General features: G+C 40.3%; 16 protein-coding genes and 1 pseudogene. 12 read left to right on the top strand and 5 right to left on the bottom strand.

Annotated features, from left to right (window positions below):
• Positions 1 to 138: 138 nt before the first annotated feature.
• The 4 genes and pseudogenes from GK047_RS28880 to GK047_RS28895 all read right to left on the bottom strand — a co-directional run.
• Positions 139 to 1206: pseudogene (locus GK047_RS28880) on the bottom strand (IS110 family RNA-guided transposase); the annotation flags it as partial.
• 177 nt (positions 1207 to 1383) lie between these two features.
• The gene (locus tag GK047_RS28885) at positions 1384 to 1668 is read right to left on the bottom strand and encodes a hypothetical protein (RefSeq protein ID WP_163954190.1); all 285 of its coding nucleotides are present in this window, start codon (positions 1666 to 1668) and stop codon (positions 1384 to 1386) included.
• 110 nt (positions 1669 to 1778) lie between these two features.
• Complete coding sequence (locus GK047_RS28890; protein ID WP_163954192.1) at positions 1779 to 2162, bottom strand: PadR family transcriptional regulator; 384 nt, start codon at positions 2160 to 2162, stop codon at positions 1779 to 1781.
• 42 nt (positions 2163 to 2204) lie between these two features.
• Positions 2205 to 3188, bottom strand: coding sequence for a hypothetical protein (locus tag GK047_RS28895; RefSeq protein ID WP_163954194.1), 984 nt, complete (start codon positions 3186 to 3188; stop codon positions 2205 to 2207).
• A gap of 297 nt (positions 3189 to 3485) precedes the next feature.
• Here GK047_RS28895 and GK047_RS28900 point away from each other — a divergent pair, with 297 nt between their 5' ends.
• From GK047_RS28900 to GK047_RS28950, 12 genes are all read left to right on the top strand, one after another.
• The gene (locus GK047_RS28900) at positions 3486 to 4262 is read left to right on the top strand and encodes a Cof-type HAD-IIB family hydrolase (protein WP_163954208.1); all 777 of its coding nucleotides are present in this window, start codon (positions 3486 to 3488) and stop codon (positions 4260 to 4262) included.
• Between the two features lie 620 nt (positions 4263 to 4882).
• Entirely contained in the window at positions 4883 to 6124 is a 1242-nt protein-coding gene (locus GK047_RS28905) for a hypothetical protein (RefSeq protein WP_163954196.1), read from the top strand.
• A gap of 59 nt (positions 6125 to 6183) precedes the next feature.
• Positions 6184 to 6909, top strand: a complete 726-nt coding sequence (locus GK047_RS28910) for an ABC transporter ATP-binding protein (RefSeq protein ID WP_163954198.1) — start codon at positions 6184 to 6186, stop codon at positions 6907 to 6909.
• Entirely contained in the window at positions 6896 to 7648 is a 753-nt protein-coding gene (locus GK047_RS28915) for an ABC transporter permease (RefSeq protein WP_163954200.1), read from the top strand. The genes GK047_RS28910 and GK047_RS28915 overlap by 14 nt, the downstream gene beginning before the upstream one ends.
• Before the next feature lie 12 nt (positions 7649 to 7660).
• The gene (locus GK047_RS28920; RefSeq protein WP_163954201.1) at positions 7661 to 9088 is read left to right on the top strand and encodes a sensor histidine kinase; all 1428 of its coding nucleotides are present in this window, start codon (positions 7661 to 7663) and stop codon (positions 9086 to 9088) included.
• Between the two features lie 17 nt (positions 9089 to 9105).
• Positions 9106 to 9801, top strand: coding sequence for a response regulator transcription factor (locus GK047_RS28925; protein ID WP_163954210.1), 696 nt, complete (start codon positions 9106 to 9108; stop codon positions 9799 to 9801).
• A 720-nt stretch (positions 9802 to 10521) separates the two neighbouring features.
• Positions 10522 to 10755, top strand: a complete 234-nt coding sequence (locus tag GK047_RS28930; RefSeq protein ID WP_240344358.1) for a hypothetical protein — start codon at positions 10522 to 10524, stop codon at positions 10753 to 10755.
• A gap of 155 nt (positions 10756 to 10910) precedes the next feature.
• Positions 10911 to 11357 (top strand): GNAT family N-acetyltransferase, encoded by a 447-nt coding sequence (locus GK047_RS28935; RefSeq protein ID WP_163954203.1) that lies wholly within the window; start codon positions 10911 to 10913, stop codon positions 11355 to 11357.
• Positions 11358 to 11699: 342 nt separating this feature from the next.
• Positions 11700 to 12050 (top strand): VOC family protein, encoded by a 351-nt coding sequence (locus GK047_RS28940; RefSeq protein WP_163954205.1) that lies wholly within the window; start codon positions 11700 to 11702, stop codon positions 12048 to 12050.
• Positions 12051 to 12200: 150 nt separating this feature from the next.
• Positions 12201 to 12908, top strand: coding sequence for a tyrosine-type recombinase/integrase (locus tag GK047_RS30260; RefSeq protein WP_275901727.1), 708 nt, complete (start codon positions 12201 to 12203; stop codon positions 12906 to 12908).
• Entirely contained in the window at positions 12902 to 13030 is a 129-nt protein-coding gene (locus GK047_RS30265) for a tyrosine-type recombinase/integrase (protein WP_275901728.1), read from the top strand. The genes GK047_RS30260 and GK047_RS30265 overlap by 7 nt, the downstream gene beginning before the upstream one ends.
• A gap of 143 nt (positions 13031 to 13173) precedes the next feature.
• A complete protein-coding gene (locus tag GK047_RS28950; RefSeq protein ID WP_163954206.1) occupies positions 13174 to 13704 on the top strand; it encodes a DinB family protein in 531 nt (176 codons plus the stop codon).
• A 134-nt stretch (positions 13705 to 13838) separates the two neighbouring features.
• Here the strand turns inward: GK047_RS28950 and GK047_RS30825 are convergent, their stop codons facing one another.
• On the bottom strand, positions 13839 to 13919 hold the full coding sequence (locus GK047_RS30825) for a hypothetical protein (RefSeq protein ID WP_481856064.1): 81 nt from the start codon (positions 13917 to 13919) through the stop codon (positions 13839 to 13841).
• Position 13920: the final 1 nt, after the last annotated feature.

The following is a 13920-nucleotide window of genomic DNA, read 5'->3' on the forward strand; positions in this document are numbered from 1 at the left end:
TGGACGCCAAAAACAAAGGAGCTAAGCACATACAAGCCGCTTAGCTCCTTTTCCGTTTAACTATTAACTTTTTTAACGCTTGGATTTGTCCCGCACATCTTTAATTGTTACTTTTGGGACAAGCTCATTTTTTGCTACTTACTCTAAACGGAACGCTTCCTTAGTAGTTAAGATGGCAAAAATCCAGTGGATGAGTTCATTCACACAAACAATTATCGCTACTTTGAACAGCTTTCCTTCAGCACGTTTCTTATCATAATAAGCCCTTAAATTTTTATTTCTATTACTACGAATACCACATCGTACAGCTTGATATAGGGCAGTACGAAGTCTCCTGGAGCCATGCTTAGTGATTTTATTTTGGGTAGCTACAAAAACTTGCCTGATGAAAAAACACTTGGATCAACACCGTCAAAGGCCACCAGTTTCTTTGCGTGATCAACCAATCGATTTCCCCGATCACAGCTAAAATTGTTGCAGCAATCTTAGTGCCAATACCAGGTATCGATTGGATTAAATCATATTCTAGCAACTCTTCAGCCAGGAATCTACCGATTTATCAAGGGTTGCTAGATGGTCCTGGTATTGAAGAAGCAATTTGATGAGCAACTTCATTGAGATCAAATGGCTTGAAAAAGCCGTCTCCTTAAAGGGATTTCGCTTTGCTGCCGCCCCTAGGGTTTGAGCTTGTTCCAAGCACCATGAGACAGATCTGCCGCGTCCAGTAAGACGCCCGATTGCAGTTGTAATCTCCAACTCGGACATTTCTATGACCTCTTTAGACGTTGGGTGTAAAGCCAGAAATCGAAGGGAAACCTTTGAATAAAGGTCACCAAACACGCCATGATATGCAGGAAAAACTTGATCCAGAATAGCCTGAAACTGTAGTTTTGCTTGGACATACATACCCGTTAAAGATTCATGTTGGCGTGTTAGATAGCGTAAATTCATGAGATGCTGACCCCGCTTTTTGTAGGGTTCAAATTCTTGATAATAAAACAGCGTCCCTAATAGATGGGCATCAGCGGCATCCGTCTTCAACCGTCGCAAATTGGTTTTCTTGGCGTTATGTGAGATTAAAGGATTAATGACGATGTTCAAATACTGGTGCTCATCCAGAAACTGAACAACGGGGCTATGATAATGGCCTGTTGCTTCCATAACAATGGAGGGACGCTTCCCTGCAGCTGATTCCACACTTCTAATATTAAGCTCTAACGGAATATGATAGCTTCATCAAACACCACGAGGTTGCCGTGGCACATTATTACGACGGCCTCGTTAAACTATTAGGCAGTTATTTATGTGAAATAATTACGAATTGAGAGGGAGAATAAGTATTCCTTGCTGGAACAATATCTTTTGGGGACTACAAATAACCCACTACTTGAAAAGGTCTTTAATTCTTATGGATTTGATTCTCCTTCTTGAGATAAAAGAGGTGATACCGAGCACAATCAAGATGGAGACAGCCCATGAGGCGAGTACCAGCCAAATCTCCTGCCTCCAGGCAAGTATCCATATCGCACATACGGCAATGGAAGCTATCACCGAAATGACACTGTACCTGAGAGGCAGATTATACCGAACTTTACGCTGTTCGTCTCGCTTCAGCAATGCTCTTTCGATAGAGGTAAGCACGACCGTGAACACGATAAAGCAAGACATTAGGAACGAAGTAAGGGGCTTTTCTGCCTCTATCAAGTGATATAGCAGCGATGCATAAACAAGTGTCCATATTGAACAAAAAAGAGTAAATAGCTTCAAGTTTCTTGTCATTATTGCGGCACGCTCCTTTCAATTAACGCTTTAATTTCCGGTTTGTACAAAGTCGATATCATGTTGCGTTGTACGAATAAGGCAAATACCGTTTCACCAATTGGGCTCAACCGATATATCTTTTTATCGGGTCCTTTGCCGGGGGCGTTGGAGAAGTCGGTAAGTTCGCTGTCATAATACCTTCGTAAAGCACGATACATACTTTTATCATCGACGCTCATCGTTCCGTTTGTCGATTTATCTATGAATGCTTTAATTTCAGCCATGTGTTTTGGTCCCTCCTTCAAAGCAAGCATCACCCAAAAGGTAAGCTGGCTGTTTTTATATACTTGCTCCCATCCGTTCAGCAGCTTGTTTATATAAGTCTCATCCGCTAATTTCATCTTCATTCTCCTTCCTTTAAAAATCGGGCAAAAAATATGAGATTACGTTCCAAGTTTCATCAATTCTCTTTTGATTTTATGAAGTCCCATCAGACAGATAAGACCTATTAACAAATGCGCCGGGAGATCCAATACCGGTATGGGGCTGGTAGCGGCCACAATCAAAAAACCAAATAGCCAATTCGCCGGTAAAGCTCCTGCAGCCGCTGCTTGCCTTCGCTTCCAATCCCAACGTTCAGTATCCCATTTAAAAATAATTGTAAATCCACATGTAAGCACGATCAGATCCCCAAGCAGCGATATGAAGGCGGGGATAGCCGGATCAGTGAGGATAATGCGAACGACAAACCATGCCATTGTCAAGGCAAAAGTGGTTATTCTTACTGTTCTCGTGCTTGGAAGAAAACGATTTTTCGAGTCAGAGTCAAGATTAGGCTTAGTTCCAACCAACAACGAAGCTTTAACAAAAATGACTGCCATCAAAAAAGTTCCAATTAAAGTTCCTGCTGCCGGTGGGATGTAGCTATTGTATCCAACCTTTGTTACAAAGATGAGAAGCCATGCGCAAGTCCCCAGAAATATTGAGGCTACGAAGAACCATCCTTTTTTACCAAGCCACGGTTCATCACGCTTCTCAGGAAATATACATTCTGTAAGGACGATAGGAATTGTAACGCTGAAAACGGCGTGGTACACGACAATAAATACAGCCCATACCCAACTGATACCGAACGACCGGCCGTATTCACCCAAAAAGTCGAGTCCCGGATAATGTGGATTTAAGAAAGACTGCACGACCACTCCCTCTTCAACAATTCCATAAGCAAGCCCTAACAGAAAAAGTGACCAGACGCCTAATCGACGTATCCGTACGAGTTCTCTAATCATCAAAGCGCCACCACCATACAGACCGATCAAACTAAGAAGGCCAGGAATCGCTTTGCTTAGAGGCAGTGCGCCGAAGAGTACTTCGCCTAGGATAGGCGATAAGAAAAATAAGACAACGGCTGGATGAATACGTTTCATTTGGGGTCATCTCCTCGCTTCTCCTTTGTAAAACCAAGCAACATTTGTATATTATACCCATTGTAGCATACAACGGGTATAATACAATGGGTATACAAGAAAAAATGAAGAGACATATAAATTGCGCTAATGGTACGATAGTATAATGGCAGCAGGCTGCCATGGCAAAGATCGGCAGCTTGTTCAGCTAACGGGCAGTTATCTATAGTTCTTAGTTGCCATTCTTCTATACTATTAAATTTTATTGGGTATAGTAACCAGTAAGGTTATGTTATCGAGGGAGGCTTGTATCATAATATGTACAAGGTAGTATTTTTTGATGTTGACGGCACCCTATTAAGTGAAATTGATAGAAGCATACCACCAAGCACGAAAGAAGCAATTGAAAAGCTGATTGACAGAGGAATAAAAGTCGTAGTCGCAACAGGAAGACCATATAATTTGTGTGAAGAGTTTAAGACTTTGGGCATTGATACGTTTATTTCTGCTAATGGTGCGCTCATAAAATATAATGAAAACGTTATCCATAAATCAGTGCTCTCAACAGAAACCATACGAGATGTCTCGGTTTTTGCCGAGTTGAACGGACACTGCATTTCCTATTTCACCGAGCATTTTGCAATGAACGGAATGGGTTCTGATGATGAGCGGGTTATGAAGGCATTAAAAGAAACTTTGAGTCTAACGCAATATCCTGAAAAAATGTCTTCTCTGTCAGAAGAGGTTTACTGCATATGCTTGTATGCGGACGAGAGCGAAACTCAAAAATTCCTAGACAGATTTCCAGGACTCAAGTTCGAGCGTTTTCATGGCTATGTTATGAATGTGCTAGAAGAAACGGAAGTTTCCAAATCAGCTGCGATAAAAAAAGTGTTGGAATATCTAAACATTTGCAAGTCGGAAGCAATCGCTTTCGGTGACGGTGGAAACGATATCGAAATGTTGGAGTACGTAGGATTGGGAATTGCCATGGAAAACGGTGAGGAGCGGTTAAAACAAAAAGCGGACTACGTTACAAAAAAAGCAAGCGAAGGTGGAATATTCTACGCATTGAAGAAATTTGGTGTCATTTAAAATAATGAATGCTCGCCATCAAGGAAAGCCAGAACCCCTAGGTCACTTTAATACACTCTCTTTTGAAAAGAATGATTGGGGATATTTATTAAGCGTCGATGATCGAGTTTGCGGAGTGCGCTTACCTCGGTTAACTGATCAAATAAGCCCTTTTGTTTGTTGTGACCCCGAAATAAAGGAGAATGGAAATTCGATATGTTACAGAATTTTCCGCATTAGTTACAAAGGGAAACTGATGCCGTATTACGAGAAGTTGAATTTTAAGGCTTTTTGCGTCGGTATGATACTATGGGAAGGCAAGAAATGATTGATTTTTACAAAAATTATTATGGAATATAATTAGTGAAGGCCATTGAACTAATGGGAAACGATGTACACGATGCCGCCAGAAATTGCCGCAGAATCGATTGCGTTTTGGATAAATGGAGCGCCGTCCTCATCGTAGAGACGGTAGATATAGTAAACTATAAAATAAAGCTAACCATACGGAAAGGAAAAAAGTAACACGGAAAGAGAGTTAATACTTTGTTAATAATCCATTTAGATGGATTCAATATGCGTATATTAAAATAAATGGTAAGGAAACGTTTCCCGCAAATTGTGTTTAAAGGAGAACAGAGATGAAACTTAGCAAACAATCAATTACTGTACTTTCATTTACGCTTGGAGCCTGTCTATTTGTATCTACCGCTTTCGCCGATGCGCTGCTTGGATCCGGGTATGACCGGTTGAAAGATTCAGCCAAAAACACGGCAACTCTGATGGAAAAGGATCTGAAAAACTATACGGTCGAGGCGCTGTATTCATTGAAAGATAATGATCAAACCTTACTTCAAGCTTCCATGTTCAAGAAAATGGATACGGTAAACCAGCTGACTGAGGACAATACGGTGACTAAAACCGCAAAGGGCGAAACCACCTCCAGTTATTCGTATTCCGACAAGAAGCTTTCAATTAGTAAAAGAGGTATGGATAATACCTATTACGTAACGGAATATCCGGCTGATGTGAACCGAAAAGGGCCAGCTGAATTCAGTAGCCCTTTTAAGGAAAAGGGAGCAGCGGAGATAGAAAAAATTGTTGACGCTGTGGTTGGCTCTCTGAAAGATTATGTGCAAGTAGAGGAAGGGACTAACGGCGGTAAAGTGTATTCGGGAAGCTTGTCCGAGGCACAGGTGCCGGCCGTCGTGAATGCTGTCTCCTCCTTTGGTATCAAGCAAATACTTAATGATGAGAGAGATTTACCGAAAATAGAGAGCGATATTTTTGTGAAAAAGGTTGTGGGTACGGCCGTTGAAAATAAAGCAGGCTATCTGGAAAATGTGACGGGTGATATCACTCTGTCAGGAAAAGATAAAAACGGTGTTCAGCATGACTTAAGCTTAAATGTCATTGTAAAGCTTTCTGAGATTGGCAGCACGAAGATTGCCATGCCTGACCTAACGAGCGCAAAGGTTGAGAAGGTCAGTTATTCAGGCGGATTCAGCAGTAAATATGTGGGAACATATAAAAATGATATCATTATGGACAAAGACGGTAAGTTCGTGAAGATTGGCGAGAGAACGGTTGAAGTCACAAGCGTAGACGGCGATAAAGTGACAGGAAAGTATTCAGAAACCGTTTATCCTGGTTTTGAGAGCGAGTATCCAAACAAGGATGCATTTAATTTTGAATACAATCCGGCGACATCTTCAACTTTTACTTACACAGATGCGAAGGGTGAACAGAAAAACGGAAGGATTCATCCAAACTCTGCTGGCAAGGTTTATTTTGAAATGAATATAGAGGTTATGGATAAAAACTCATACAGATCTAACTCGAAACCATATTATGATGGAGAATTTAGACGCATATTTGAATAGAAATGATGTTCAGGAGGCTGCTGATGCGGCTTTCTGAGCATTTTTAGGGAGATGATGAATTGACAGTCAAGGCGATTGAAATAAACGACTTAACCAAGTCATTTAAGAATGGCCGGGGAATCAGCGATTTGAACTTAGAAGTAGATCAAGGGGATATATTCGGTTTTCTAGGACCAAATGGCGCAGGGAAGACGACAGCCATGAAGATGATAACAGGACTTATGAAACCGGATCGAGGCGATGTGAAGATTTTCGGAGCGAGCATTTTAGAAGACTACGTCAATGCGATGAAGCATGTAGGCTGTATGATTGAAACAGCGGAATCCTATCCCTATTTGACGGCAAATGAAAACCTGAAACTGTTTGCGAGGTTCTATCCAGAAATTGATCAGCGAAGAATCGATGAATGTCTTGAAATCACGGGGATGCTGAAATATAAAAATGAGAAATCACAAAAATTTTCACTCGGGATGAAACAAAGACTGGGGATAGCGGCGGCAATTCTATCGAGACCGAAACTGTTAATTTTGGACGAGCCTTTAAACGGACTAGATGTAGAGGGGATGCTGGAGATGAGGAAGTTGATCAAACAGCTTTCCCAGGAAGGCACGACTTTTTTTATTTCCAGCCACTTGATTCACGATGTGGAACTAACGTGCTCAAGAATCGGGATTATTTACGGCGGCAAGCTGGTCAACGTAGAATATACCCAAAATATTCTGTCGTATTATTCGTCGCTTGAGAACTATTTTGTTAGTGAGGTGGACAGGAATGGCAGGGTTTAAAGCTGCATTTATGAATGAAGCCGTGAAGTTGCTTAAAAAGAAAAAAATGATGGCAGCCGCGATATTGTCCATTCTTGCCGTAATGATCGGTCAAATTGCCGTAACAACGATAAAGCATGGCCTTGGATTAAGAGTTGTAGGGAGTGTTGAATTTCCCATCGTAGTTCTGTCGTTTATTGCTTATACGCTTTTACCGTTGTTTGCTATTTTTGTAGCGATCGATATGTTTAACGGTGAATCCTCATCGAATACGATGAAAATAACACTTTTAAGACCGGTCTCTAGATTCGGTGTTTTTAGTGCGAAGGTTTTGAATTTAGCTCTATTTATTGCTGGGAACCTCTTGTTTGTCATGGTTCTTTCGCTACTGGCTGGTTTTATATTTAATCCTTCGTCCGCTAGCCTCCTTGGGATCATAAAAGTCATTGTGTCATATGGCTTAACTTTTTTTCCTGTATTTGTGTTTGCGCTTATTGTCGTGCTGTTATCCAATGTGATTCAGGGAGGACTAGCCGTATTTTTCCTCTCCATTCTTGTGTTTATTGGTTTTAATTTTCTGGGCATTGTGTTCTCATCCTATTCGAGTTTTTTTATCACGTCGATGTTTGACTGGTATACCCTCTGGATTTCTGAAACGATCAATGTCTTTAAAATATTACGCCAGATTTTAATCATGTCAGGTTGTGGTATCATGTTATTTACTACGGGGTATTACTTGTTTGACAGCAAGGATATATAGAAAGGAATATACATGCACTTAACGAGACGTTTTTTCACGATGAATACGCTGGCTGTACTGCTTTCCATTGGTTTGACAATCCTGGCTGTCATTATTTTTGTTGCTACTTATACGAAAGTTTTTGGCCGCGAAGCCGATATGAAGGAGTTTCAAAAAGTGTTCGAGGTCAGGGCAGCGATCAGTGAGATCAAAAGAGAAGCGCAGACCTTCAAGTTCGAGCATCTCTTGGATAAGAAATATCAACAAGAGCTCTCTGATCGAGTGAACGTTTTGGATGCCAGTGCCATCATTTTAATCAATAGAGAGGTTTTGTACGCCACTCAAAATTTTAATAAGATTGATATCGAGAAAAGTCTAATGCTATCTGGCGACAGGTCTAATCGCGATGAGATAGAGCTTGATGGCAAAACGTATATGTTTAACCGAGCGGATTTCAAACTTCCGTCCGGCGATACGGGCATTCTGCTGCTGCTTGCGCCAATCAAGGTGAAAACAAGCTTTTATATCCTGCTTGGCATCTTTACAGTCAGTTTTTTCACGGTTGTTTTTTTGCTAATGAATTTTTGGATTTCGTATAAGTTCTCACGCGGAATTATTTTACCGATCTCCAGATTAAAGGACGCCGCTATGAAAATCAGGGAAGGGGATCTAAGCGGCGAGATTTCCGAAGAGGGAGAAGGCGAAATTCGGGAATTAGGCAGAACCTTGGAGTTAATGCGGATCAAGTTGAAGGAGTCTGTCTATTTGCAGCAAAAATATGATGATAACAGGAAGTTTTTAGTTTCAAGTATTTCTCATGACTTAAAGACGCCTGTGACTTCCATTAAAGGATATATTGAAGGGATTATCGATGGGGTAGCCAAGACGCCTGAGAAAATGGAGGAGTATCTGGAAACCGCCCGATCCAAAGCTATTTTGGTAAACGCGATGATTGATGATCTCCTTTTATATTCTAAGCTCGATTTGAACCAGCTTCCTTACCATTTTGAGAAGAGTGATTTGGCGAGTTATTTCGAGGATTGCGTAGCGGATCATAAATATGAGTATGAAAAGGCTAATTTATCCTTAGAGTTAATCAATGAATTAAAGGAGCCTGTCAAAGTATTAATTGATCGTGAAAGATTAAAGAGGGTCGTACAAAACATTCTTGATAATGCTATGACGTATGCAGAAAAAACGAATGGAAAGATTGATATTATACTCAGGGAAACTAGAACGTCTGCTATTATAGAAATTAAGGACAATGGAAAAGGAATACCCGAGAACAAACTACCCTTCATATTTGAACGATTTTATCAGGTAGACCCTTCAAGAAAAAGCGGCAGTGGACTAGGTCTAGCTATAGCTAAGCAAATTGTAGAAGGGCACGACGGGAAAATATGGGCTAAAAGCGCTGTAGGAGAGGGAACTGGGATCATGATATCTCTTAAGAAGTTCTAACATGTCTGGAGGTTATGATGAAAAAAATTTTGATTGTTGAAGATGACCAAAGTATTGCCAATCTGCAAAAGGATTACCTTGAGCTCAGCGGTTACTCAGTTAAGATGGTGAACAGCGGCTCAGCGGGTTTGAGAGCTCTGAAAGAGGAAGAATTTGAGCTTGTTATACTAGATATCATGCTGCCAGATATGGATGGGTTTGAAGTGTTGAAAACAGTACGTGAGCAGGATGATATTCCAGTGCTTTTGGTATCGGCGAGAGCAGAGGAAATTTATAAAATTAACGGTTTAGGCCTAGGTGCGGACGATTATATTACAAAGCCGTTCAGCTCGGGTGAGTTGGTAGCACGGGTTGGTGCCCATCTGAAAAAGTTCGAGCGGATGAAAGAGCGGTTTGGAAAGGGGAATGAGGGAAGTACGATCCAGATTAGGGGCCTTGAGATTCAAAAGGATGCCAGAAGAGTTTTTGTGAACGGAAATGAAGTCGTTCTGGCCCAAAAGGAATTTGACCTGCTTCTGTTTCTTTTGCAGTATCCCAATCGGGTATTTGGTAAGGAAGAGCTATTTGAGAGGATCTGGGGGATGGATGCGATGAGCGACGTCTCTACAGTAACGGTTCATATTGCCAGAATCAGAGAGAAAATCGAGGAAATCCCATCTAAACCCCAGTACATAGGAACCGTTTGGGGATCTGGGTACAGGTTTATGGTATGAACCTAATAAAAAGAGCTGCCCCTTAAGTATTTTTTGGTGGACAAGTGGAAGTAGGTGAAAACCTAAGTGCTTGATGTTGTCCTAGCTCCAGCTATACGTACTCGCTTGTGTCCAGGTACTGGTCCTGCCCACCATTCAAGTGGTTATACCAGGAGTCGAATCTAAACGTTCGACGTCGTCATGGAAAGTGGTTACCCTAAAGGCGACTTCCTGATCTAGCATCTCGATCTGTTCACTTAAGAAATCAATGTGAGTTAAAATGGTCTTTATTATCAGGCGTTGGTGAGGGTTAACATAGGCTTGAAGAGCAAGTTCAAGATCATTCTTTTTCACTTCAAGGTGCGTCTAGCGGAAGTTTGCCAGTTTTCTGAATCATCTTCACCATTTGTAATGGCACGCGGCATATCACGAGAAGAAACGCCCATAATATCTGTGACACAACAGAGTCATGCTTAATATTTGCCCCTTCAACATGGAAAACCGCCGCGATTCATCAAGTAATGTCAAAAAAAGCCGTCTTCTCGGAAACGCCAGTTAGTTGGCGTTTTTTTAGCTTTTGCCGTTGATGTCCCAACCGATCAAAGACTAAGAAAATAAAGTTCTAGACCGGTGGGGGGATTGAGCTAACGGGCAGTTTAGTTGAACAAGAGGGTGGTGTTATTGTTAATATTAAACAAAAGGGAGGGGATGAATGTGCATAGAAAGAAATATTTTATTTTAATGCCACCAGTGCTAATAATTGGGCTATTTTTATTGCTTTCTTCAGCAAATGAAACATTGGATGCAGCGCTTGTATGCCCCGGTGAACGAAGATTGTTACAGTTTGATCATTCCCTTCCCCCACTCACAGGCGGAATGCATGTGAACTTGCATAACAATGTATGGGTAACGAACTTCCCTGCTTGGTATGAAGATGGCGCCTCTTCCGATTCAAACTGCATTTTAGATCTTTAAATATAGAAGAATTGAATATTTGTATGGTATTAGGCTTGCAAGATGCTCAACGCGAACTTGCAAGCTTTTCTATGGTTACGTTAGTCGGTGACTTCCACTGTGAAATATGCTACACTCCGTACAGCAATATATACATATGTTGGGGCGGTGAGTAGATGTACTATCGTAAAGCAAATATGAATGATATTAATCAATTGGTTCATCTAAGAAAAAAGCAATTAGTTGATGAAGGGATCGAACCGAATCAAGATATTGATAACGAACTCAATTCTTTTTTTCACAATAAGATGAGTGATGGTTCGTTAATCGAGTGGATCGTTGAAGACAATGAAGAAATTATTGCTACGGGTGCAATTATCTTCTATGATTTCCCGCCTTCATTCACAAGTAAGAGTGGTAAAATGGGCTATATCACGAATATGTATACGAAAGAAAATTACCGTGGACAAAGGATCGCTACGACTTTGTTAACTAAATTAGTTGATGAAGCTAGAATCGCAGGTGTATCAAAAATTTGGCTCGGGGCTTCAACATTAGGTAGACCGGTATATAAAAAGTTTGGTTTTATTGAAGCAGATTATTGGATGGAGTTAAATCTTTAGGCAATTACAAATACTCTAATGCCGCGAAAATCGTGGATTTTTTATTTTGTGGGATAAGGTTCCTGTCAAAAACAAATGACAAGAACTTTATCCCATTCCCGATTTTGACAAGAACTTGAACTCATTTCCGACAGATGGCAGGGAGAAGGTGAAGAAGATAAACATAAAAGTTGTAAACTGAACTCACTAATTAATCTAACGGGAGAACGATAGTTAAGTTGAGCAGACTGCCGGGCAGGATATGTTAATCAATTCACGAATACTTCAAATAATCATTAGCAAAGATTCTGCATGAACCATAAAAAATGGTAACCTCAAAAAGTGAAGGAGCAACATAGCCTTATGAAACTAGGACATATAATGATTTTCGTCAATGACATGACACAGGCGAGATGGTTTTATTCTGAATTGCTGGGTCTGCCAATACTGTTAGAGCAAGAAAATAAGCTTGTATTTGCCCTTGACGTCTGTCAGCTTATAGCTTTTAAGTGTGAAAAGACCAAAGAAATTGGAGATTATTCAAACGAGACTAGAACAGTTTTGGTGTTTGAGGTCGTATCTGTTGAGCAAACTTATAAGGAAATGAAGGAAAAGGGTATTCAATTTTTGCATGATAAACCTACTCAAGGGCGATATGCTGCTTTCGTTGATCCGTTTGGTAACGTTCATGAAATCGCTGAATCGTTCGATTGAGAGTCGTTAGCTTTGTTACAAACAACGTGGTGAAACATATTACAAAGGTATTGCACTAACGGAGAACGCTAGCAAAAAAATAAGCATTACGATTAAATCCTCCCAATTCTAGCAAAGCTAGAGATAACTTATACTTGGGAGGTTTTTATTATGACATTGAAGGATTTATGGATGTTGTATGAAGCTGATAAGCGAATCCTAGGGTTCAGCACGCATACCATGAAAGCATACTTTCTACAACTAAATATGTTGATTCGAGAACTGGGTAATCTGGAGATTGAAGAAATCTCTTTAAACCTGCTAAAAGACTACTTTGCAAAGGTATCAGAGCGATTGAAACCTAGTAGCTTAGGTCATCGGATTCGATTTGCACGCTCCCTTTTTCGCTTTGCATTTGAAGAAGGTCATATGACACGGAATCCTTCTCTCAAGCTGAGAGAACCTAAGATGGACAAACGTATTCCGAAATTCCTAATTGAGGAGGATGTTATTCATCTAAAGATTACCTGTCGTTCTCACCGTGAGCATGCTCTGTTGGAATTTCTGTACTGCACAGGCTGCCGCGTTGGAGAAGTGCAGAAAATAAACATTGAAGACGTGAACTGGGAGAACTGTTCAGCAATTGTTAATGGTAAGGGTTCTAAACAAAGAGAGGTTTATTTTACTACTGAGTGTAAGGTTTGGTTAAAAAGATACCTGGAGAGCCGTGGAGATACTTGTAAAGCATTGTTTGTTACCGAAACAAATCCGACCCGCCGATTGACGATCCCAACAATACGTTGGTCATTAAAAAAGCTAGCACAACGCGGGAAAATTAATGCCATCGATTCCGTCACACGTATGCCTGTCAATTGCTAGATAACGGTGCACCGCTAGAATTTATTCAGGGTATGCTTGGGCATGAAAAAGCATCTACTACACAAATTTATGCCCAGTTGCGCGGAGAGCGTAGGAGAGAATTATATCGTCGATACTTTTAGGGATTTCATCTGCTAGTTCTCAAGTAAAGGGCAAAATAGTTTGTATTTACAAAATAATCCTTTCCGTCTAGAATGTATATATATTCATTTTATTGTATTTATATTCAAAATGATATTATGCCTATTGAAAAGAAGGTTATTAAATGAACTTACCCTCTATTATACAAAACGAAATGAACAAACAACTAAAAAGAATAGAAACATGTTTAAATGTATTATCTGAAGAACAGATTTGGAATAGATTAAAACCAAGTATGAATAGCATCGGCAACTTATGCCTTCATTTGGCAGGAAACGAATATCAGCATTTTGTGAGTGGGATTGGTGGTATGCCATTCATTCGCACAAGAACGAATGAATTTACAAATAACAATGAAATATCGGGAATTGAATTGTTAAAACTGCTCAATGATGTCAGAATAAAATCATCTGATGTTCTCGAACAAATTGCGGAAACCAATCTTGAAAAAGTTATCAGTATTTATTATTCAAGCGAAGATTGGAACAGCATGGTGGAGCGTCCCAGCTTTGAAGCAGAATCTTATTATTCTAAATCAATCAATACAATTCTGATTCAAGTTTGTGAACATTATAGTTACCATACAGGGCAAATTGTTACTCTTACTAAGTTATTAAGTGATAATCAACACAATATTACTGGTACGTTTCATTGAACGCATTAGGATAAAGAGCATACGAGAGCTTAGATTGCTACGCTAACGGGAAACGATAACTGAATAAAGACACGAAGGCAGCCGACTTGTGAACTGCACCCCGTCAAGTAGACAGTACAAAAAATAAAAATTAATTAAGCGGCCTTGGTCCTGAATTCCTTCGGACTGAGGCCGTTTAGTTTTGCTTGTAATCGTTCGGTATTGTAAAAGTGGATA

Source organism: Paenibacillus sp. SYP-B3998 (assembly GCF_010820665.1).
Taxonomy (GTDB): domain Bacteria; phylum Bacillota; class Bacilli; order Paenibacillales; family NBRC-103111; genus Paenibacillus_E.